This is a genomic window from Cupriavidus gilardii, assembly GCF_017598945.1.
GTDB lineage: Bacteria > Pseudomonadota > Gammaproteobacteria > Burkholderiales > Burkholderiaceae > Cupriavidus > Cupriavidus gilardii_E.
This window is the reverse complement of sequence record NZ_JAGFTW010000030.1, coordinates 109,046-129,562: the sequence shown is the minus strand read 5'-3', so window position 1 is coordinate 129,562 and position 20,517 is coordinate 109,046. Positions and strand designations below refer to the sequence as shown.

The 20,517-nt window shown below is 68.5% G+C and carries 19 protein-coding genes; 9 read left to right on the top strand and 10 right to left on the bottom strand.

Annotated features, from left to right (window positions below):
• The first annotated feature begins 100 nt into the window (after nucleotides 1-100).
• Together J5T34_RS10965 and J5T34_RS10960 are read left to right on the top strand one after the other, a co-directional pair.
• Nucleotides 101-1,777: an acyl CoA:acetate/3-ketoacid CoA transferase gene (locus J5T34_RS10965; protein WP_208579761.1), complete on the top strand. Its 1,677-nt coding sequence runs from the start codon at nucleotides 101-103 to the stop codon at nucleotides 1,775-1,777.
• A 255-nt stretch (nucleotides 1,778-2,032) separates the two neighbouring features.
• The gene (locus J5T34_RS10960; protein WP_208579760.1) at nucleotides 2,033-3,031 is read left to right on the top strand and encodes a Bug family tripartite tricarboxylate transporter substrate binding protein; all 999 of its coding nucleotides are present in this window, start codon (nucleotides 2,033-2,035) and stop codon (nucleotides 3,029-3,031) included.
• A 124-nt stretch (nucleotides 3,032-3,155) separates the two neighbouring features.
• Here J5T34_RS10960 and J5T34_RS10955 read toward each other — a convergent pair whose 3' ends face one another.
• Nucleotides 3,156-4,571 carry a D-serine ammonia-lyase gene (locus J5T34_RS10955; RefSeq protein WP_208579759.1) on the bottom strand — a complete coding sequence of 472 codons (1,416 nt, stop codon included), beginning with the start codon at nucleotides 4,569-4,571 and terminating at the stop codon, nucleotides 3,156-3,158.
• Between the two features lie 145 nt (nucleotides 4,572-4,716).
• Between J5T34_RS10955 and J5T34_RS10950 the strand changes: the two genes are divergently transcribed.
• Nucleotides 4,717-5,712: a LysR substrate-binding domain-containing protein gene (locus J5T34_RS10950; RefSeq protein WP_208579758.1), complete on the top strand. Its 996-nt coding sequence runs from the start codon at nucleotides 4,717-4,719 to the stop codon at nucleotides 5,710-5,712.
• A gap of 341 nt (nucleotides 5,713-6,053) precedes the next feature.
• Nucleotides 6,054-7,559 carry a DEAD/DEAH box helicase gene (locus J5T34_RS10945; protein WP_208579757.1) on the top strand — a complete coding sequence of 502 codons (1,506 nt, stop codon included), beginning with the start codon at nucleotides 6,054-6,056 and terminating at the stop codon, nucleotides 7,557-7,559.
• 27 nt (nucleotides 7,560-7,586) lie between these two features.
• On the opposite strand, the gene gluQRS is transcribed toward J5T34_RS10945, so the two are convergent.
• Both gluQRS and J5T34_RS10935 read right to left on the bottom strand, forming a co-directional pair.
• The gene (gene gluQRS / locus J5T34_RS10940) at nucleotides 7,587-8,540 is read right to left on the bottom strand and encodes a tRNA glutamyl-Q(34) synthetase GluQRS (RefSeq protein ID WP_208579756.1); all 954 of its coding nucleotides are present in this window, start codon (nucleotides 8,538-8,540) and stop codon (nucleotides 7,587-7,589) included.
• Nucleotides 8,541-8,546: 6 nt separating this feature from the next.
• Nucleotides 8,547-9,470, bottom strand: a complete 924-nt coding sequence (locus J5T34_RS10935) for a LysR family transcriptional regulator (protein WP_174107567.1) — start codon at nucleotides 9,468-9,470, stop codon at nucleotides 8,547-8,549.
• Between the two features lie 150 nt (nucleotides 9,471-9,620).
• On the opposite strand from J5T34_RS10935, the gene J5T34_RS10930 reads away from it, so the two are divergent.
• A complete protein-coding gene (locus J5T34_RS10930) occupies nucleotides 9,621-10,319 on the top strand; it encodes a pirin family protein (protein ID WP_208579755.1) in 699 nt (232 codons plus the stop codon).
• A gap of 190 nt (nucleotides 10,320-10,509) precedes the next feature.
• On the top strand, nucleotides 10,510-11,502 hold the full coding sequence (locus J5T34_RS10925) for a CobD/CbiB family protein (RefSeq protein WP_208579754.1): 993 nt from the start codon (nucleotides 10,510-10,512) through the stop codon (nucleotides 11,500-11,502).
• A 67-nt stretch (nucleotides 11,503-11,569) separates the two neighbouring features.
• Here the strand turns inward: J5T34_RS10925 and J5T34_RS10920 are convergent, their stop codons facing one another.
• The 3 genes from J5T34_RS10920 to J5T34_RS10910 all read right to left on the bottom strand — a co-directional run bounded on the left by J5T34_RS10920 (nucleotide 11,570) and on the right by J5T34_RS10910 (nucleotide 14,321).
• Entirely contained in the window at nucleotides 11,570-11,875 is a 306-nt protein-coding gene (locus tag J5T34_RS10920; protein ID WP_208579753.1) for a putative signal transducing protein, read from the bottom strand.
• A gap of 215 nt (nucleotides 11,876-12,090) precedes the next feature.
• On the bottom strand, nucleotides 12,091-13,077 hold the full coding sequence (gene rsgA / locus J5T34_RS10915; RefSeq protein WP_208579752.1) for a ribosome small subunit-dependent GTPase A: 987 nt from the start codon (nucleotides 13,075-13,077) through the stop codon (nucleotides 12,091-12,093).
• Entirely contained in the window at nucleotides 13,074-14,321 is a 1,248-nt protein-coding gene (locus tag J5T34_RS10910) for a M48 family metallopeptidase (RefSeq protein ID WP_150084899.1), read from the bottom strand. Before J5T34_RS10910 ends, rsgA begins: the two co-directional genes overlap by 4 nt.
• Nucleotides 14,322-14,461: 140 nt before the next feature.
• On the opposite strand from J5T34_RS10910, the gene orn reads away from it, so the two are divergent.
• Nucleotides 14,462-15,112, top strand: a complete 651-nt coding sequence (orn, locus tag J5T34_RS10905) for an oligoribonuclease (RefSeq protein WP_208579751.1) — start codon at nucleotides 14,462-14,464, stop codon at nucleotides 15,110-15,112.
• 128 nt (nucleotides 15,113-15,240) lie between these two features.
• A complete protein-coding gene (locus tag J5T34_RS10900) occupies nucleotides 15,241-16,122 on the top strand; it encodes an AEC family transporter (RefSeq protein ID WP_208579750.1) in 882 nt (293 codons plus the stop codon).
• 194 nt (nucleotides 16,123-16,316) lie between these two features.
• On the opposite strand, the gene mog is transcribed toward J5T34_RS10900, so the two are convergent.
• Both mog and yjgA read right to left on the bottom strand, forming a co-directional pair.
• Nucleotides 16,317-16,973: a molybdopterin adenylyltransferase gene (gene mog, locus J5T34_RS10895; RefSeq protein WP_208579749.1), complete on the bottom strand. Its 657-nt coding sequence runs from the start codon at nucleotides 16,971-16,973 to the stop codon at nucleotides 16,317-16,319.
• Nucleotides 16,970-17,584: a ribosome biogenesis factor YjgA gene (yjgA, locus tag J5T34_RS10890; RefSeq protein WP_432207652.1), complete on the bottom strand. Its 615-nt coding sequence runs from the start codon at nucleotides 17,582-17,584 to the stop codon at nucleotides 16,970-16,972. Before yjgA ends, mog begins: the two co-directional genes overlap by 4 nt.
• 138 nt (nucleotides 17,585-17,722) lie before the next feature.
• On the opposite strand from yjgA, the gene pmbA reads away from it, so the two are divergent.
• On the top strand, nucleotides 17,723-19,093 hold the full coding sequence (pmbA, locus tag J5T34_RS10885; protein WP_208579747.1) for a metalloprotease PmbA: 1,371 nt from the start codon (nucleotides 17,723-17,725) through the stop codon (nucleotides 19,091-19,093).
• Nucleotides 19,094-19,212: 119 nt separating this feature from the next.
• Here the strand turns inward: pmbA and J5T34_RS10880 are convergent, their stop codons facing one another.
• The gene (locus tag J5T34_RS10880) at nucleotides 19,213-19,704 is read right to left on the bottom strand and encodes a dihydrofolate reductase (RefSeq protein WP_208579746.1); all 492 of its coding nucleotides are present in this window, start codon (nucleotides 19,702-19,704) and stop codon (nucleotides 19,213-19,215) included.
• Nucleotides 19,701-20,495, bottom strand: coding sequence for a thymidylate synthase (locus J5T34_RS10875; RefSeq protein ID WP_208579745.1), 795 nt, complete (start codon nucleotides 20,493-20,495; stop codon nucleotides 19,701-19,703). The genes J5T34_RS10880 and J5T34_RS10875 overlap by 4 nt, the downstream gene beginning before the upstream one ends.
• Between the last annotated feature and the right edge of the window lie 22 nt (nucleotides 20,496-20,517).

Below are 20,517 nucleotides of genomic sequence, written 5' to 3'. Positions count from 1 at the left end.
CGGATTCGCATCGCCCAATTCCGCCGACAAGCGCGCTCCCATGCCGGGCGCCGACGGCGACAGCGCCGCGCCAGGGCGCGCCGCAGCACCAGGAGACAGCATGAAGGTGATCACCGCAGAACAGGCGGCGGCATTGGTACAGGACCGATGGACGGTGGCAAGCGCCGGCTTCGTCGGGGCCGGCCATGCCGAGGCGGTGACCGAGGCGCTGGAGCGCCGCTTCCTGCAAAGCGGCCTGCCGCGCGACCTGACGCTGGTCTATTCGGCGGGGCAGGGCGACCGCGGCGCTCGCGGCGTCAATCACTTCGGCAATGCGGGCATGACCGCGTCGATCGTCGGCGGCCACTGGCGCTCGGCGACGCGGCTCGCCGATCTGGCGATGGCCGAGCAGTGCGAGGGCTACAACCTGCCGCAGGGCGTGCTGACGCACCTGTACCGCGCGATCGCCGGCGGCAAGCCGGGCGTGATGACGAAGATCGGCCTGCACACCTTTGTCGATCCGCGCAGCGAGCTTGACCCGCGCTACCACGGCGGCGCGATCAACCGGCGGGCGCGCGAGGCGATCGCCGAGGGCCACGCCAATTGGGTCGAGGCGGTGTCCTTCCGCGGCGACGACTATCTGTTCTATCCGAGCTTCCCGATCCATTGCGCGCTGATCCGCTGCACCGCGGCCGATCCGCGCGGCAACCTGAGCACGCACCGGGAGGCCTTCCATCACGAGCTGCTGGCGATGGCGCAGGCCGCGCACAACTCGGGCGGCATCGTGATCGCGCAGGTCGAGCAGCTGGTCGATCATCACGACAATCTGCAGGCGATCCATGTGCCGGGCATTCTGGTCGACTACGTGGTGGTCAGCGAGAACCCGGCGCACCACCAGATGACCTTCGCCGAGCGCTTCAACGCCGCCTATGTGACGCCGTGGCGCGGCGAGGCGGCGGCGAAATCCGAAGCGGCGACGGCAGCCGCCACGCAAGACACGCAGGCCGTGCCCGCGCCCGTGCTGGACGCCCCCACCATCGCGCAGCGCCGTGCGGTGCTCGAGCTGGCCAGACGCCGGCCGCGCGTGGTCAATCTCGGCGTCGGCATGCCGGCGGCGGTCGGCATGCTGGCCGAAGAGGCCGGGCTGGACGGCTTCACGCTGACGGTCGAGGCCGGCCCGATCGGCGGCACGCCGGCCGACGGCCTGAGCTTCGGCGCGTCGGCCTACCCCGAGGCGGTGATCGACCAGCCGTCGCAATTCGATTTCTACGAGGGCGGCGGCATCGATCTGGCGATCCTCGGCCTGGCCGAGCTCGACGGCCACGGCAACGTCAATGTCAGCAAGTTCGGCGAAGGCACGCAGGCGCTGATCGCCGGCGTCGGCGGCTTCATCAACATCACGCAGAGCGCGAAGGCCGTGGTCTTCATGGGCACGCTGACGGCGGGCGGACTCGAGGTGCGCGCCGAGGGCGGCCAGCTGCATATCGCGCGCGAGGGCCGGGTGAAGAAGGTCGTGCCCGAAGTCTCGCACCTGAGCTTCAACGGGCCGTATGTCGCCTCGCTGGGCGTGCCGGTGCTGTACATCACCGAGCGCGCGGTGTTCGAGATGCGCCCCGACGTGAGCGCGGACTCGTGCGGCGAGGCGCGCCTGACGCTGATCGAGATCGCGCCCGGCGTGGACCTGGAGCGCGATGTGCTGGCGCAGTGCGCGACGCCGATCGCGGTCGCGCCCGACCTGCGGCCGATGGACGCGTGCCTGTTCCGTCCGGGGCCGTTCTCGATCGCCTCGGCGGATTGACGCCCGCGACGACCGGACCACCAGATTCGCGGGGCGGTGCAACGGCCGCCCTTCCTTCCCAAGAAAGACAAGGCCGGACCACCGGCCACGAAGCACCACAAGGAGACCAACCACGCCTTGTTTCGACTGGAACTGACGGGATCGATCCAGCTTCGCCGGGCCCACCGGATGCCCGGCGAATCGCTCGAGTTGCCTGTTTCGCCGGCGCGTCCGACGCGGACCGCGCCGATTTCGGATGACGTTTCTCTTGTTGCCATGCAGAACACAAGCCGCCGTACCTTTGCGCGCCGCCTCGGCGCCGCGATGCTGACCGTTTCCCTGCCGCTGTTCGCCACCCAGGCGTTCGCCGACAGTTATCCCTCCAAGCCGATCCGGCTGGTGGTGCCGTTCCCGCCGGGCGGCCCGACCGATACCGCCGCGCGCATCATCGGCCAGAAGCTCAGCGAATCGCTGAAGCAGCCGGTGGTGGTCGACAACCGTCCCGGCGCGTCGGGCACCATCGGCGCGGAGAACGTCGCCAAGAGCACGGCCGACGGCTATACGCTGCTGGTGCTGGCCACGCCCACGCTGATCGCGCCGCATCTGGTCAATCGCAAGGGCTACGACCTGTTCAAGGACTTCGCGCCGATCGGCGCCGCCTACGATCTGCCGATCGTGATGGTGGTCAATCCGAACGCGCTGCCCGACGTCACCACGCTGCAGCAGTACATCGCCAAGGCCAAGGCCAGGCCGGGCGAGATGAACTACACCAGCGCCGGCAATGGCAGCTTCGGTCATCTGTCGACCGAACTGCTGCAGAACCTGGGCGACTTCGACGTGCAGCACGTGCCGTACAAGGGCAGCGCGCCGGCGATTCAGGATCTGCTGGCGGGCCAGGTGCCGATGATGTTCTCCGACATGATCGCCGCGCTGCCGCACATCAAGGCGGGCAAGCTGCGTGCAATCGCGGTGGGCTCGGCCAAGCGCGTCAGCTTCACTCCAGACGTCAAGACCGTGGCCGAGCAGGGCTTCCCGGGCTTCGAGGCGACCGCCTGGGGCGGCCTGCTGGCGCCGGCCGGCACGCCGAAGGACATCATCGCGAAGCTGTCGGCCGAGCTGAAGGCCGCGCTGGCCGATCCGACGGTCCAGCAGAAGATGCTGGGCGCGGGCACCGTGGCGGCATACATGCCGCCCGAGCAGTTGGCGGCGCGCATGCGCGCCGACGACAAGAAGTGGGGCAAGGTCATCCAGGACAACGGCATCAAGGGCGACTGATACGCCCGCGCCCGTCATGGGCGCACCGTAGCTTGCCTGTCTTAGCGGGGTAGGGTGAGGGCTGGCGATCGCGAGATCGCCGGCCCTTGCTCTTTGCAGGGCTGTGCCTGATCGCCCCGCCCGCTCAGCGCGGCGTCGACGAAGCCGCCAGCGCCTCGCCGCGCGCCAGAAAGCGCCGGTATTCCTCCGCGGGAACGAACAGCCCGCCGGTGGTCCAGACCAGATGCGTGGCGGTGGCCATCAGGTCGGTCAATCCATGACGGGCCAGCCAGGCCTGTCCGGCCTCGGTGCCCGTCAGCATCGCCGGGCCGCTGAAGCCCGCCGCGGCCGATGGCTCGATCTCGATGCCGGCATCCCGCTTCGCCAGATACAGGTCGCGCAGCAGCTGTTCGTCCGCCACGGTGTAGACGCCCGACAGCAGCTCGCGCATCGCCGACGCGGCCAGCTCGGAGGCGCGCGGCACCGCCAGGCCATCCGCCTCGGTGCGATTGGTGAGCCCGTAGTCGTAGACCGACGGATTGCCGCCGACGCCGTTGACCTCGGCGCCGATCATCTGCACCAGGAAGCAGGGCGACTGCGTCGGCTCGGCGAAGAAGCAATGCACGTGCGGGCCGTACCGCTGCTTCAGGCCAAAGGCGATGCCGGCCGGCGCACCGCCGACCCCGCAAGGCAGATAGACGAACAGCGGTCGCCTTGCGTCGGGCGCGATGCCGTGCTCGTGCAATTGCGCGTCGAGGTGCAGCACCGCGGCGCTGTAGCCCAGCAGCAGCGACAGCGAGCGCTCGTCGTCGACGAAGTGGCAGGCCGGATCCTGCTGCGCCTGTGCGCGCCCGGCTGCTACCGCCTGCTGATAGTCGCCTGCGTGCTCGATCACCTCGACGCCGCGTGCGCGCAGCCGGTCCTTCTTCCACGGCTTGGCGTCGGCCGACATATGCACGACCGCGCGAAAGCCGAGCGCGGAGGCCATCACGCCGATGCTCAGGCCCAGATTGCCGGTCGAGCCCACGGCGACCTGGTAGCGCGAGAAGACCGCGCGTGCCGCCGGTTCGGCCAGCACGCCGTAGTCGTCGCCCTCGGTCACCAGAGCGTGCTGCACGGCGAGTCGTTCGGCGAACTCCAGTACCTCGTGGATGCCGCCGCGGGCCTTGATCGAACCGGCCACCGGCAGGCTGTGATCGGCCTTGATCCACAGCGTGCCGCGGCCCGGCGGCAGGCCGATGGCGGGCTGCAGCGCGGAGGCGGGCAGCACGGGCGATTCGATCGCGCCTGCGCTGCCGGCCAGTTCGGGGAACAGCCGCCGCAGCAGCGGGGCAAAGCGGTCGAAGCGGGCCTGGGCCGCATGGACATCAGCTAGACTAATGTCCTTCGCGCCAGCCCGCACCGCCGAGGGGGTTTGCGGCGCCAGCAGCGGATTGGTCCACAGGCATGGCTGTGCCGCGGCCAGTGCCGACAGCAGCGCGGCATCGGCAGCGGGCGCAGCGGTGGCTGCCGGTGTCGGGGATTCGCCGGCATGGGCGAGGAAATCGGTCGGGTCGTTCATGTCGGTGGCCACGGTCGCAAGTTGAGTGGGAAGCGAGGGGGTGCCGATCTTCGGGCCGGCTCGCTGATCGCATTGTTCTCCCGGCATGCCCTTGCCGCAAATCATTGCTGCTGGGTCATGCATTAGTCGAACTAATGGAATGCCGATGGCTGCCACGCTCTCTGCCTCCTTGCTGGCCTGGCTGCGCTGCTTCGAAGCGGCGGCGCGCCACCACAGCTTCACCCGTGCCGCCGGCGAACTGTGCGTGACGCAGGGCGCGGTCAGCCAGCAGGTCAAGCAACTGGAACAGTGGCTGGGACGCCCGCTGTTCCTGCGCACGCCGCGCGCGCTGGTGCTGACGCCGGAAGGCGAGCGGCTGCGCGGCGTGCTGCGCGAATCGTTCGAGGCCATCGAGGGCGCGCTGGGCCAATTGCGTCGGCGCGGCGAGGCGGGGCCGGTCTCGCTGTCCTGTTCGCCGTCCTTTGCGATGCGGTGGCTGACGCCGCGCCTGGGCAGCGTCTTCCGCGATCATCCCGATTTGGCCTTGCGCGTGCATGGCGAATTCCAGGCGCTGGACCGCGGCCGGATGCTGCGCGAGGGCATCGACGCGGCGGTGCGCTTCGATCCCGGCGCCTACCGCGACGTGCATGCGCGGCGCTTTCTCGACGAATGGCTGCTGCCGGTGGCAAGCCCCGCCTTCGTCGCCGCCCATCCGGAACTGCGCGCGCCGGCGGACCTGCGCGGCGCAATGCTGCTGCACGATGTCAGCCCGTGGGACGGCGCGGGCGAGTTCGAAGAGTGGAGCGGATGGCTGCGGCAGGCCGGCGTTACGGTGCCAGACCTGCAGCAGGGGCAGCGCTTCAATCTATCGCAACTGGCGATCGGCGCCGCGCTGGCGGGGCAGGGCGTGGCAATGGGGCGGGCGGCGCTGGTGCTGGACGATCTCGAGGCGGGCCGGCTGGTCGATCTGTTCGGCGTGCACCTGCCGAGCCCGGCCGCCTATTACTTCGTCACGGCCCGCGATCGGAGCCCGGAGGTGGCCGCGATCGAAAGCTGGCTGGAGGCCGAGGGCGCGCGCTTTCAGGCGGCGCGGACGCTCTGGCTCGCGCGTGCGGCCAGGGCACGCAAGGGCCGTCGTGCATCGCCCCGCAGCCGCCGCTAGCCTGCCGGTGCAAGGCGTGGCCGTACCACGGCCGTACCACACTCGCCAGCGTTGCACTACCCCGCAGTAGCCCGCTGTTGTAGAATCTAAGTCTTTGATTCTGTAGCGCTATTGATCGGCTTGCCAAATGTCGCCGATCTCGGCGCGGCAGGGCCTCGAAATCGGTCCGAATTATGGTGCCGATTGCGGTACGGATTGCGGTACGGATTGCGGTACCGGCCCACGGCCCCGAGCCGCCCTTACCGCGCAGGCCAAGCACTGCGCGGCTACCGCCAGTTCCATTGCGTTCGATCGATGCGTGTCCGCTGGCGCCGGGTTCGCCTTCGCCAGACACCCAAACCATGACCACGACCACGAACACGAACACCACTGCTGTACCGACCCCCACCGACGACATCACGTTCGACAGCTTCGGGCTCGACCCGCGCGTGCTGCGCGCGCTGACCGAGCAGGGCTATACCAAGCCGACGCCGATCCAGGCGCAGGCGATCCCGGTGGTGCTGCTGGGCAAGGACGTGATGGGCGCCGCGCAGACCGGCACCGGCAAGACCGCGGGCTTCGCGCTGCCGATCATCCAGCGGCTGCTGCCGATGGCCAACGCGAGCGCCTCGCCGGCGCGGCACCCGGTGCGCGCGCTGATGCTGACGCCGACTCGCGAACTGGCCGACCAGGTCTACGACAACGTGGCCCGCTATGCGCGCCACACCGACCTGCGCAGCACCGTGGTGTTCGGCGGCGTCGACATGAATCCGCAGACCGATGCGCTGCGCCGCGGCGTCGAGATCCTGGTCGCGACCCCGGGCCGGCTGCTCGACCACGTGCAGCAGAAGTCGGTCAACCTGTCGCAGGTGCAGATGCTGGTGCTGGACGAGGCCGACCGCATGCTGGACATGGGCTTCCTGCCGGACCTGCAGCGCATCATCAATTTGCTGCCGGCCCAGCGCCAGACGCTGCTGTTCTCGGCGACCTTCTCGCCCGAGATCAAGAAGCTGGCGGCGAGCTATCTGCACCAGCCGGTGACGATCGAAGTGGCGCGCAGCAACTCGGCCAACGAGAACGTGCGCCAGACGGTCTACCAGGTGCAGGACGGCCAGAAGCAGGAGGCCGTGGTGCATCTGCTGAAGCAGCGTGCCGACCAGGGCCTGTCGCGCCAGTGCATCGTCTTCGTCAACAGCAAGATCGGCTGCTCGCGCCTGGCGCGCCATCTGGAACGCGAGGGCATCAATGCCGCCGCGATCCACGGCGACAAGACGCAGACCGAGCGGATGCAGACGCTGGAAGGCTTCAAGCAGGGCACCATCGACGCGCTGGTGGCCACCGACGTCGCCGCGCGCGGCCTCGACATCGCCGACATGCCCTGCGTGATCAACTTCGATCTGCCGTTCAATGCCGAGGACTATGTGCACCGGATCGGCCGTACCGGCCGCGCCGGCGCCACCGGCGATGCGCTGTCGATCTTCGTGCCGGGCGACGAGCGGCTGCTGGCCGATATCGAGAAGATGCTGAAGCGGCAGATTCCGCGTGCCCAGCTCGAGGGCTTCGATCCGGCCCGCGAACGCAGCCGCGGTGCGGACGACGACCGCCGCCGCGCACGTTCGTCGGAGCCGCGCCGCACGCGTGCCGACAGCGACGATCGTCCGCGCAAGCCCGATCACGGCAGCGCGCGCAACGCCTTCCGTCCGGCCGACGATCCGTTCTTCTCGCGGCCCTATGAGCCGAGCCCGTCGGCCGCGGCCTCGCAGCCGTCTGCGGACTCGACGCTGGATCCGCGCCAGGTCGGTCTGGCCCGTGCCCGGCCGAAGCGCCCGGTCGCCGCGCTGCTGGGCGGCGTGCCGCGCAAGTCCTGATCTGCTGATCGTCTTCCGAACGTTTGCTTAGTTCGCGCCGCCAGACGGCGGCGCAATGGGCGATCTGGCCGCCGGTCCGACCCACCTTGCGGCCCACTGCGCGGTCGCCTCGGCCAGCCAGCCTTCGATGTCGGCGCGGCCGCTCTGCAAGCCCAGATGCGCGCCGGCCGCGCGCAACGCGTCCAGCGGTGCCAGCGCGTCGATCGATTCGGCGCCGGTCTGCTTGCTCAATTTCTCCCCCAATTCGTTGACGACCACCGGCACATGCAGATAGGCCGGCGTCGGCAATGCCAGCAGCCGCTGCAGATGGATCTGCCGCGGGGTCGAATCCAGCAGGTCCGCGCCGCGCACGATATGCGTGATGCCCTGCAGGCCATCGTCGACCACCACTGCCAGTTGGTACGCCCATAGGCCGTCGGCCCGGCGCAGCACGAAATCGCCCAGTTCGGTGGCCAGGTCCTGACATTGCCGGCCCTGCCAGCGATCGTCGAAGCACAGCACCGCTTTCTCGCCGTCCGGCACGCGCACGCGCCAGGCGCGCGGCAGCTTGCCATGCAGGCCGCTGCGGCAGGTGCCCGGGTAGGCCAGGGTCTGATGGCGCTCGCGCACATGGCGCAGCGAGTCGGCGATCTCCTTGCGCGAGCAGCCGCAGGGGTAGACCAGCCCGGCCGCCTCGAGCCGGTGCAGCGCCTCGGCGTACAGCGCCTCGCGGCGGCTCTGCCAGACCGGTTCCTCGTCCGGATGCAGACCAAGGCGATCGAGCGTCTGCAGGATCTGGCGGTCGGCGTCGCGCACGCAGCGCGGATAGTCGATGTCCTCGATGCGGACCAGCCACTGGCCGCCGTGGGCACGGGCGTCGAGCCAGCTGGCCAGCGCCGTGGCCAGCGAGCCCAGATGCAGCGGTCCGGTGGGAGAGGGGGCGAAGCGGCCGCGGTAGTGGCGATCGGAGGGCTTCCCGGCCAGCCCCGGTACTGCGGTCATGCGTGGCTACTCCGGCGCGCCCGGTTGTTGCGACAGCAGCGCCTGCGCGAGCCGCGGATTCTGCAGCTTGTCGGTCCACCATTGCAGCGCCTTGCCGCGATGGCTGGTGCGCCAGGCGATCGTGAAGGTGCCGGGCGCGCGCACCTCGACGGTCTCGCGCACCTGCAGCACGCCGCTCTCGATATGCGGCTGCGCCATCGGCGCCGGCAGCCAGCCGCAGCCCAGGCCGCGGATCTGCGCATCGAGCTTGTCGCGCATGGTCGGCACCACCAGCATGTCCTGGCCGGCCAGCACGCCATGCGTGCGCGCCGGCAGATTGCGCGAGGTGTCGCCGACCGCGACGATGCGATGGCGGGCGATCTGCGTGCTGGTCAGCGGGCCGGGCTCGCTGGCCAGCGGATGATGGGAGGCCACGGCGAACACGAACGGCATTGCGCCGAGCGAGCGGATCTGGAAGCCCTGGGTGCTGGGCGCATCGTAGGCGCCGCCGATCACCAGATCGGCCCGGTTGCTGACCAGCGCGTCCCAGGAGCCGCCCAGCACCTCCTTGGCGAAGCGCAGCCGCGTGGCGCTGTTCTCCGCATAGAAGTCCTGGATGACCGGCAGCAGCGCGCGGAAATTGATCAGGTCGTCGACGACGATATTGAGGCTGGCCTCCCAGCCGGTGGCCAGCCGCTTGACCCGCCGCGCCAGATCGTCGGCCGCGTGCAGCAGGTGGCGGCCTTCGTCGAGCAGCGCGCGCCCCGCCGGCGTCAGTTCGGCGCGGTGGCGGCGCCGGTCGAACAGCAGCACGTCGAGGTCTTCCTCGAGCCGGCGCACCACATAGGTCAGCGCCGACGGCACCTTGCCCATTTCATGCGCGGCGGCGGCGAAGCTGCCCTTGCGTTCGATCGCGTCGAGAACTTCCAGGGATTCGAGAGAGAGTGGCATATTCAGAAATTCTGAATGAGTGCTTGCAAATGGCCCGCCGCCAATATAGCGCAGGCGTCCTAAACTTCCTAGCATCGTTGCAGAACAGACGGTCCATATGCAAGTCCGGCAGGACAACGCCGAGGACCACCAGCCAGGAAGGACATCAAAATGATTGAAATTCGCAAGTCTGCCGAACGCGGTTACGCCGACCACGGTTGGCTTCAGTCGTATCACAGCTTCTCGTTCGCCGACTATTTCGATCCTCGCCATGTGCAGTTCGGTCCGCTCCGCGTGATCAACGAAGACCGCGTCGCCCCCGGCATGGGCTTCGGCACGCATGGTCACCGCGACATGGAGATCATCAGCTACGTGCTGTCGGGCGAGCTGGCCCACAAGGACAGCATCGGCAACGGCAGCGTGATCCGCCCCGGCGACGTGCAGCGGATGAGCGCCGGCACCGGCGTGCGGCATTCGGAGTACAACCACGCCGCGCACGACACCACGCATTTTCTGCAGATCTGGATCGTGCCGGATCGCAACGGCATCGAACCTGGCTACGAAGAGAAACATTTCGACGCGGCAGACAAGCGCGGCCGGCTGCGCCTGGTCGGCAGCCCGGACGGTGCCGAGGGGTCGGTGCGGATCCATCAGGACGTGCGGCTTTACGCCGGCCTGTTCGATGGCGACGAGACCGCGACGCTGACGCTTGCGCCGGGCCGGCGCGCCTATGTGCATGTCGCCCGCGGCGCAGTCGCGGTCAACGGCCAGGCGCTGGAGGCCGGCGACGCAGCCAAGCTCGAAGGCGTGGACGCGGTCAGCCTGGCGCAGGGCGATGCCGCCGAGGTGCTGGTGTTCGATCTGCCGTGATCGGCGACGGGTGCATGGGACGGCGGGCGGCGGCAGGCAAGAGGCAACAGGCAACGAGGTGTAACGCTATGTCCCGCCGGCCGGGCAGGCGGAAGCGCTGTGCTATCTTCTCGCTATAGATAAGCGCCCGGACCGGCACATGGTCCGGGCCGCCCCGGCAGCTCGCCTCGCCGCCTATTTTCGACCCGAGATGACCTTCGTTTCCGTCCTTCTTGCGCTGATCGCCGAGCAGTTCCGCGCCCTGGGCCGCAACAACCCCATTCACGAGATGGTGCGCGCGCTCGCCGAACGGGCCGAGCGCGCCTTCGATACCGGCCGGCCGCGCGATGCGGCGCTGGCGTGGATGACGGTGGCGCTGCCCCTGACGCTGGCCGCGCTGGCGGTCCACCATCTGCTGGCGACGATCAGCGTCGCGCTGACCCTGGCGTGGAATGTCCTGCTGCTGTACCTGACGCTGGGCTTCCGGCAGTTCAGCCACTACTTCACCGATATCCACGACGCGCTCAATCGCGACGACCCGGCCACCGCACGTGCCTTGCTGCACGAGTGGACCGGGCTCGATACCGTGGACATGCCGATCAGCGAAATCGTCCGCCATACGCTGGAGGCGGCCATCGTCGCCGTGCACCGGCATGTGTTCGGCGTGTTCTTCTGGTTTCTGCTGCCGATCGGCCCGGCCGGCGTGGTGCTGTACCGCGTCGCCGAGTATCTGTCGCGGCAATGGAATCTGCCGTCGGCCGAGCGCAGCCCGGCGTTCGGCCGGTTTGCCGCGCGCGCCTTCCATTTGATGGACTGGATCCCGTCGCGGCTGACCGCGATCGGCTTTGCGATCGTCGGCAATTTCGAGGACGCGGTCTACGCCTGGCGCAACCATGCGCGCAAGTGGCGCGACGAGACCAACGGCATCCTGCTGGCCAGCGGCGGCGGCGCGCTCGGCGTGCGGCTCGGCACGCCGCTGGCCGAGGACGACACCAGCGTGGTGCTGGCAAGCCCCGGCACCGGCGCCGCGTTCGACTATGCGCCGGGCATGGAGGATGACGGCGTGCCCGAGCCGGCCGCGCCCGAGCTCGGCGCCGACCCGGGCGTACGGGCACTGCAGTCGGCGGTCGGCCTGGTCTGGCGCGCGGTGGTGTTGTGGATGCTGCTGCTGGCGATGCTGTCGCTGGCGAGCTGGGTCGGCTGAGGCCCGGCCAGGGTCCCGCCAAGTCCGGCTGGCGGCGAAGGCGGCCGGCGCAGGTTTCGCCTCCGATTCAAGGCCGCGGACTGCCGCACTGCCAGCAGGCGCCGAACTGCGCCTCGTGCCATTCGCTGCAGCGGGCGCAACGCCAGCGCGGCCCCGGCGCCGGATTGGCAGCGGCATCCAGCACCGCCCAAGCTTCCTCTTCGCGCGCATCGTCGAGCAGCCACACCTGCGGCGCGCTCTCCTGAAACGGAATATCGCCGGTCGCCCCGGCCAGCCAGGTATTGCGCAGTTGCGCACGGATACCCGCGGCCAGCAGCAGATTGCGGCAGTGCGCCGCATGCACCAGCGAGGGCGTCGACAGCAGCAGTTTCATCGGCGTCACCGGCAGGGGGGATGCTTCAGACCTTATCACGTGGCCGGTGACGAGGCAGCAAATCACGCGATCACCCGCTCCCTCTCCCGCTTGCGGGAGAGGGTTGGGGAGAGGGAATGGGGCGGTGCAACCCGCCTCGGCATTGGCCAATGCCGCTGCCCTCTCCCCCGGCCCCTCTCCCGCGAGCGGGAGAGGGGAGATCTCCTACCGCTTTCTTACCACGGCTTCTGCTGCCTCGACTCGTGCAACAGCTGCAGATACAGCTGATGCCGCCGCGGCGCGATGCCGCCGGCGTCGACCGAGGCCAGCACCCCGCAGCCCGGCTCGTTGATGTGGTGGCAGTTGTAGAAGCGGCATTCGGTCAGCCGCGGGCGGAACTCGGGGAAGGCGCGCTCGAGCATGCCTTCGGACAGATGGTGCAGGCCGAACTCCTGGAAGCCCGGCGAATCGATCAGGCTGCCGCCCTGGCCCCAGTCATCGGGCAGGTGGTAGAGCCGCGTGAACGTCGTGGTGTGCTTGCCCGAATCGAGCTTGGCCGAAATCTCGCGGGTTTGCGCCTCCACCCCGGGAATCAGCAGATTCAGCAGCGACGACTTGCCCATGCCGGACTGGCCGATCAGGATGGTTGCGCGCCCGGCGGTCAGCGGGCGCAGCTGTGCCAGCGCATCGTCGGGGTTGCCGTGCACCGACAGCTCGACGGTCGGATAGCCAAGCTGCCGGTACAGCGTCAGGCGGCGCCGCGCCTCTTCCAGCCGTTCGGTCAGATCGGTCTTGTTCAGCAGGATCAGCGGCGCGATCCCCAGCGCCTCCGCGGAGACCAGCGCGCGGCCCAGCAGATCCTCGGAAAAGCTCGGCTCGGTCGCCAGCACGATCGCGACCTGGTCGATATTGGCGGCCAGCAGCTTGGACTTGAACTGGTCGGAGCGATGCAGCAGATTGCGGCGCGGCTCCACCTCGACGATCACGCACTGATCGGCCGCGGCGCGCTCGACGCGCACGCGGTCGCCGACCGCGCATTCGCTCTTCTTGCCGCGCGGAAACGCATGCATGCGCGTGCGCTCGCCGTCGTCGAGCTCGATCACATAGTGGCGGCCGTGTGCCGCGACGATCAGTGCGGATTCTCGGGTGGATTGGCGCGCCGATGCATTGGGCACGGCGCGGCCGGCGGCGTCGCCGCCACGAAGTCGGGCGGGGCGGCTCATGCGTGCGCCAGCAGCCGGTCGATACGCTGCGCCGCGGGCGGGTGCGAATAGTAGAACGCGCTGTAGAGCGGATCGGGCGTCAGCGTCGAGGCATTGTCCTTGTACAGCTTGACCAGCGCCGACACCAGATGACCGGCATCGGCATGCTCGGCGGCGAACGCATCGGCCTCGAATTCATGCCGGCGCGAGGTCAGGCTCGACAGCGGGCCAAGCAGGAAGGTGAACACCGGCAGCGTCAGGAAGAACAGCACCAGCGCCAGCGCGTGGCTGTCCGACATCAGGTTCGGCAGCACGCCCAGGCCCGTGTAGAACCACGCCTGCGTCGACAGCCAGCCCAGCAGCGCCAGGAAGGCCAGGCTCAGCGCGAACGTCACGACGATGCGCTTGACGATATGGCGGCGCTTGAAGTGGCCGAGCTCGTGCGCGAGCACGGCTTCGATCTCGTCGGCGTTCAGCCGCGACAGCAGCGTGTCGAAGAAGACGATGCGCTTGGCGGCGCCGAAGCCGGTGAAATAGGCGTTGCCGTGCGCGCTGCGGCGCGAGCCGTCCATCACGAACAGGCCCTTGCTGGCGAAGCCGCAGCGCCGCATCAGCGCTTCGATGCGCTGCTTCAGCGTCTCGTCGGTCAGCGGCTCGAACTTGTTGAACAGCGGCGCGATCCACGTCGGGAAGATCACCAGCAGCACCAGGTTGAAGGCCATCCATACGACCCAGGTCCACAGCCACCACCACGGGCCGGTCCGGTCCATCAGCCACAGCACCGCCAGCAGCAAGGGCAGGCCCAGCACCGCGGCGACCACCAGCATCTTGATCGTGTCGAGCAGCCACAGCCGCCAGGTCATCCGGTTGAAGCCGAAGCGCTGTTCGATGCCGAACTGCGCGTACAGCGTGAAGGGCAGCTCGGCCAGCCCGCCGATCAGCGCGACGCTGGCGATCAGCGCGACGCCATAGGCATAACCGGGGCCGAAGGTGCCGTACCAGAACTGGTTCAGCCAGTGCAGGCCGCCGAGCAGCGTGAAGCCGATCAGCACGGCCGCGCCGGCGAGCACCTCGAGCATCGACAGCCGCGTGCGGGCGATCGTGTAGTCGGCGGCCTTGCGGTGCGCGGCCAGCGAGATGGTGTCGGCGAAGCGCGGCGGCACGGTGTCGCGATGCAGGCCGACGTGGCGAACCTGGCGTGCGGCCAGCCAGAGTTTGGTGAGCACCATCACCACCAGGGCGACGAGAAAAAGCAGCGTGAACATCGGGTCCTTGCCTTGTGGGGCGGTCTAGTGCATCGATATGCGAGAATTATATGACTTCGCGCCGGGCACACCCGCCAGGGCCCACGATGCCCGCGCACGATATTCCAATCCCTCCCGCTATCCGATCCTCTCGCAGTCCGATGACAAGCTCCAGTTCCGCCGCCTCCGTACCCGCTCCCGCCTCCGCCACGCCCGCCAAGTCGGTCAAGAGCGAAAACAATCTGGTCTGGCTCGATATGGAGATGACCGGGCTGTCGCCCGAGAACGACCGCATCATCGAGGTCGCGGTGGTCGTCACCGATTCCGAACTGCATATCCTGGCCGAGGGTCCGGTGCTGGTGATCCACCAGGAAGACGCCGTCCTCGATGCAATGGACAACTGGAACAAGGGCACGCACGGCCGCTCGGGCCTGATCGACAAGGTCAAGGCATCGACGCTGACCGAGGCGCAGGCCGAGACCGAGCTGCTCGCCTTCCTCAAGCGCTGGGTGCCGGCAGGCAAGTCGCCGATGTGCGGCAATTCGATCTGCCAGGACCGCCGCTTCATGGCGCGCTACATGCCCAGGCTCGAGGCCTTCTTCCACTATCGCAACCTCGACGTGTCGACGCTGAAGGAGCTGTGCAAGCGCTGGGAGCCGGCGATCCACAAGGGCTTCGTCAAGCGCCAGCTGCATACGGCGCTGGCCGACATCCTCGAATCGATCGAGGAACTGCGTTACTACCGCACGCATTTCATTCGCAGCAGCCAGGCCGAGCAGCAGGGCGCGGCAAGCCCGACCGGCGAGGCATGAAGCCGCAGATTCCCTGACTCGTCGTCCCCGCGGAGGCGGGGCTCCGACGGTTTTCACCTGCCCACGCCAGTCACCGGGTCCCCGCATTCGCCGGGACGACAACCGATCCGCCACGTCCTCCTCACACCATGCTTGAGCGCATCGTCTCGATCATCACGCCGGTCATCCTGATCATCCTGGTCGGCTGGCTGTACGGGCGCAAGGCCCATCCCGACATGGCGGGCATCAATCGCGCCACGCTCGACGTGATCGCACCGCTGCTGGTGGTATCGGCCTTCGTCAGCAAGGAATTCGTGCTGGCCGACCAGCTCGCGCTGCTGGCCTGCGCGGTGGGCGTGGTGCTTGGGTCGGGCCTGCTGGCGCTGGGCGCGGCGCGGCTGATGGGGGCGGACCCGCGCACCTTCGTGCCGCCGATGATGTTCAACAACTCGGGAAACATGGGGCTGCCGCTGTCGGTGTTTGCCTTCGGGCCGGCCGGACTGGCCCCCGCGGTGGCGCTGTTCGCGGCGTCCAACCTGATGCATTTCACGCTGGGCCTGAAGATCGTCAACCGCCATGCCTCGCTGGCGCAGATTTCGCGCAACCCGATGGTGCTGGCGACGATCGCCGGCGTGGGGTTGTCGCTGGCGCGGCCGTGGTTCGCGCTGCCCGATCCGGTCTATCAGTCGATCAAGCTGCTGGGCGACGCCACGGTGCCGCTGATGCTGTTTGCATTGGGCGTGCGGATGAAGGACGTCAATCTGCGCAACTGGGGCATGGGGCTGGCCGGCGCGGTGATCTGCCCGCTGACCGGCATCGTTTGCGCGCTGGCGCTGGCGGCGGTGGTGCCGTTGACCGAGCTGCAGCGCGGCCTGCTGTTCGTCTTTGCCGCGCTGCCGCCCGCCGTGCTGAATTTCCTGGTGGCCGACCATTTCCGGCAGGAGCCGGATCAGGTGGCCTCGATCGTGCTGCTGGGCAATATCGCGGCGGTGGTGTTCGTGCCGGTGGGGCTTTATCTGGGTTTGCGGTAGGGTGTATCGGCCGGGGGGTTTCCCTCTCCCCCAACCCCTCCCCCGCAAGCGGGAGAGGGGAGCGAGTGCGGCCGATGCCTTCGGTGTTCCCCCTCCCGTAAGCGGGAGAGGGAAGCGAGCCCGGCAAACGCCCTCGGTGTTCCCCTCTCCCGCTTGCGGGAGAGGGGCAGGGGAGAGGGCAACCTCGGCGCCGTTCAGCCCTTCTGACGGATCGCGTGCTTGGGCCGCCAGGCCTTGACCACGGCCTCGTCGGTCTCGATGTAGGGCCCGCCGATCAGGTCGATGCAGTACGGCACTGCGGCGAAGATGCCCTGCACCAGCGCCTTGCCGTCGTCGCCGCGCAGCCCTTCGAGCGTTTCGCGGATCGCGCGCGGCTGGCCCGGCAGGTTGATGATCAGCGCCGCATGGCTCTGCGTTTCGCGGATCACCGCCACCTGGCGCGACAGGATCGCGGTCGGCACGAAATGCAGGCTGACCTGGCGCATTTGTTCGCCAAAGCCCGGCATCTCCTTGGTGGCGACGGCCAGCGTGGCTTCGGGCGTCACGTCACGGCGCGCCGGGCCGGTGCCGCCGGTCGTCAGCACCAGATCGCAGCCGGCCACGTCGACCAGTTCGATCAGCGTGCGGGAGATCTGCGCCTGTTCGTCGGGAATCAGCCGGTCGACGCCCTGCCACGGCGAGGTCAGCGTGCGGCCGAACCAGTCGCGCAGCGCGGGAATGCCTTCGTCCTGATAGGTGCCCGCCGAGGCGCGGTCCGAGATCGACACGAAGCCGACGATCAGTTCGTCGGGATGGCGACGGGCGACAGGCTGCACAGCAGGCTGGCTGGTGGTGTGGGGAAGGTCGCTCATGCGGGCTCCTGATCCTCTCCGGTTGACGGCGCGGCGGGCGCCGCGTCGGGCTGCTGGCGCGCCTCGAGCGCGCTCTTGATGGCCTGGAACAGCTCGCGGAAGTGGCGCGGCGGCTTGTTCAGCTGCTGCTCCTTGCGCGCGTTGCGGATCAGGCTGCGCAGGGCCTGTACGTCGACCGCAGGATGCTCGGCGAGGAAACGCGTCAGCGCCTCGTCGTCCTTGAGCAGCAGCTCGCGCCAGCGCTCGATCAGATGCAGCCGGGCGGTCTCGGCCTTGCTGGTGCCCTTGAAGCCGTCCAGCGCGCGCCGGATCGCATCGATCTCGTCGTCGTTCAGGCCGCGCATCACCTTGCCGACATACTGCATCTGGCGGCGCTTGCCTTCGTGGCTGGTGATGCGCCGGGCCTCGCGGATGGCGTCCTCGAGCACCTCGGGCATCGGCACGCGCGCCAGCCGGTCCTTGGGCAGCGCCTCGAGCTCGGTGCCCAGGTCCTGCAGCGCATGCATGTCGCGCTTGCGCTGGGATTTGCTCTTGGGCGAGTCGTCGTCGGGCTCGGGGGCAAAGGCGCCGGGAAAGCCGGCGCCGGGGGAGTGGCGGGGATGTCGCGTCATGGGCGGCATTTTATCTTGCTATGATTCCCGTTTGGGTTTCAGTTTGCCTTCCCGGGCTTCCGGCTCGACGCCGGCATCGCCTCTGCTGCGCGACCTGCGCCAGCCTACATCGCCAGACTTACTACGCCAGACTCACGCATGTCCGATCTCATGACCGACCAGAACGTCCACTTCACCTACACCCAGGCGCAACTGAGCGAAATGGCAGCCGATGTGCTGCGCGTCGCCCGCGAACTGGGCGCCACCGATGCCGCCACCGAGATCTCCGAGGGCAGCGGCCTGTCGGTCTCGGTGCGCAAGGGCGAGGTCGAGACGATCGAGCAGAACCGCGACAAGGTGGTCGGCGTCACCGTGATGATCGGCAAGCGGCGCGGCAATGCCAGCACCTCGGACTTTTCGCCGGCCGCGCTGCGCGCCACCGCCGAGGCCGCCTACAACATCGCGCGCTTCACCGCAGAGGACGATTGCGCGGGTCTGGCCGAAGAAGAGCTGCTCGAACGCGATCCGCTCGATCTGGACCTGTACCACCCCTGGGCCATCGACGCCGAGCAGGCCATCGAGATCGCGCGCCGCGCCGAGGCCGCAGCCTTCGCGGTGTCGCCGCGCATCCGCAACAGCGACGGCGCCAGCGTGTCGGCGCAGCATTCGCAGTTCGTGCTGGCGACCTCGCGCGGCTTCGTCGGGGGCTATCCGTATTCGCGCCATTTCATCTCGTGCGCGCCGATCGCCGGCAGCGGCGGCGGCATGCAGCGCGACGACTGGTATTCGTCCAAGCGCGCGCCGGAAGCGCTGGCCGAGCCCGAAGCGATCGGCCGCTACGCCGCCGAACGCGCGTTGGCGCGGCTGCATGCGCGCAAGGTGTCGACGCGCCGCTGCCCGGTGCTGTTCGAAGCCCCGCTGGCGGCGGGACTGCTCGGCGCCTTCGTGCAGGCGGTGTCCGGCGGCGCGCTGTATCGCAAGTCGACCTTCCTGTACGACACGCTGGGCAAGGCGGTGTTCGCCCCGCATATCGACATCCACGAGCGCCCCCACGTGCAGGGCGCGATGGGCAGCGCGCCGTTCGACGAGGAGGGCGTCAAGACCCGCGCGCGCGACGTGGTGCGCGACGGCGTGGTGCAGGGCTATTTCCTGTCGACCTATTCAGCCCGCAAGCTCGGCATGCAGACCACCGGCAATGCCGGCGGCTCGCACAACCTGACGCTGACCAGCAAGCTGACCGAGCCGGGCGACGATTTCCCGGCGATGCTGCGCAAGCTGGGCACCGGCCTGCTGGTGACCGAACTGATGGGGCAGGGGGTCAACTACGTGACCGGCGATTATTCGCGCGGCGCGTCGGGCTACTGGGTCGAGAACGGCGTGATCCAGTATCCGGTCGAGGAAATCACGATCGCCGGCAATATGGCCGAGATGTTCCGCCAGATCGTCGCGATCGGGGCGGACACGCTGGTGCGCGGCACCAAGGAGACCGGCTCGATCCTGATCGAGCAGATGACGATTGCGGGGAATTGAGCGGGAAGCTCGATCGCTCGAGCGAAGCCGGAGGTGTTCTCCCCTCTCCCGCAAGCGGGAGAGGGAGCACCATAATCGCCGGTGCCGTCGCTTCAGCACTGGCTCGTTCCCGCTACCGCCTACTCCGGCGCCCGTTCGTACGTCACGAACGCATAGTCGAAGCCATTCGCCTCGGAATGGTGCCGTTCGCGCTCGGTGGCGATCCAGCGCTGCGGGTCGATCTCGGGGAAGTGCGCATCGCCCTCGAACTCGGCGTCGATCTCGGTGACGATCAGCCGGTCGGCGCTGGGCAGCGCCTCCGTGTAGAGCTGGGCACCGCCGATCAGGAACGCCTGTTCGACGCCGACACACAGGCGCAGCGCATCCTCGAGCGAGGACGCGATTTCCGCGCCGTCGAGCCGCAGTTCGGGATTGCGGCTGACCACGATATTGCGGCGGCCCGGCAGCGGCCGGCCGATCGACTCCCAGGTCTTGCGGCCCATGATCACCGGCGCGCCCATCGTGGTGCGCTTGAAGTGGGCGAGATCCTCGGGCAGCCGCCACGGCAGCGTGTTGTCGCGGCCGATCACGCCATTGCGCGCGCGCGCGACGATCAGCGTCAGCAGCGTCATACCGCGACCGGGGCCTTGATGGCCGGATGCGATTGGTAGCCCACCAGCGCGAAGTCCTCGTAGCGATAGTCGAAGATCGAGTCGGGCTTGCGCAGGATCTCCAGCTTCGGCAGCGCCATCGGCTCGCGCGCGAGCTGCGTGCGCACCTGTTCCTCGTGATTGCTGTAGATGTGGCAGTCGCCGCCGGTCCAGACGAAGTCGCCGACTTCGAGTCCGGTCTGCTGCGCGATCATGTGCGTCAGCAGCGCATAGCTGGCGATATTGAACGGCACGCCGAGGAAGATGTCGGCGCTGCGCTGATACAGCTGGCACGACAGCCGGCCGTCGGCCACGTAGAACTGGAAGAACGCGTGGCAGGGCGGCAGCTTCATGCGCGGGATGTCGCCGACGTTCCAGGCCGACACGATCAGCCGGCGCGAATCCGGGTTGCTGCGGATCTGCGCGATCAGCTGGGCGATCTGGTCGATATGCTCGCCGTTCGGCGCCGGCCACGAACGCCATTGGTAGCCGTAGATCGGGCCGAGCTCGCCGTTCTCGTCGGCCCACTCGTCCCAGATCGTGACGCCGTTTTCCTGCAGCCAACGCACATTGGTCGAGCCCTGCAGAAACCACAGCAGCTCATAAATGATCGACTTCAGATGCAGCTTCTTGGTGGTGACCACCGGGAAGCCTTCGCGCAGGTCGAAGCGCATCTGATAGCCGAACACCGAGCGCGTGCCGGTGCCGGTGCGGTCCGCCTTGACGGTGCCATGCTCGTACACATGGCGCATGAAGTCGAGATACTGTTTCATCGGCGTCGGAAAGGAAAAAGGG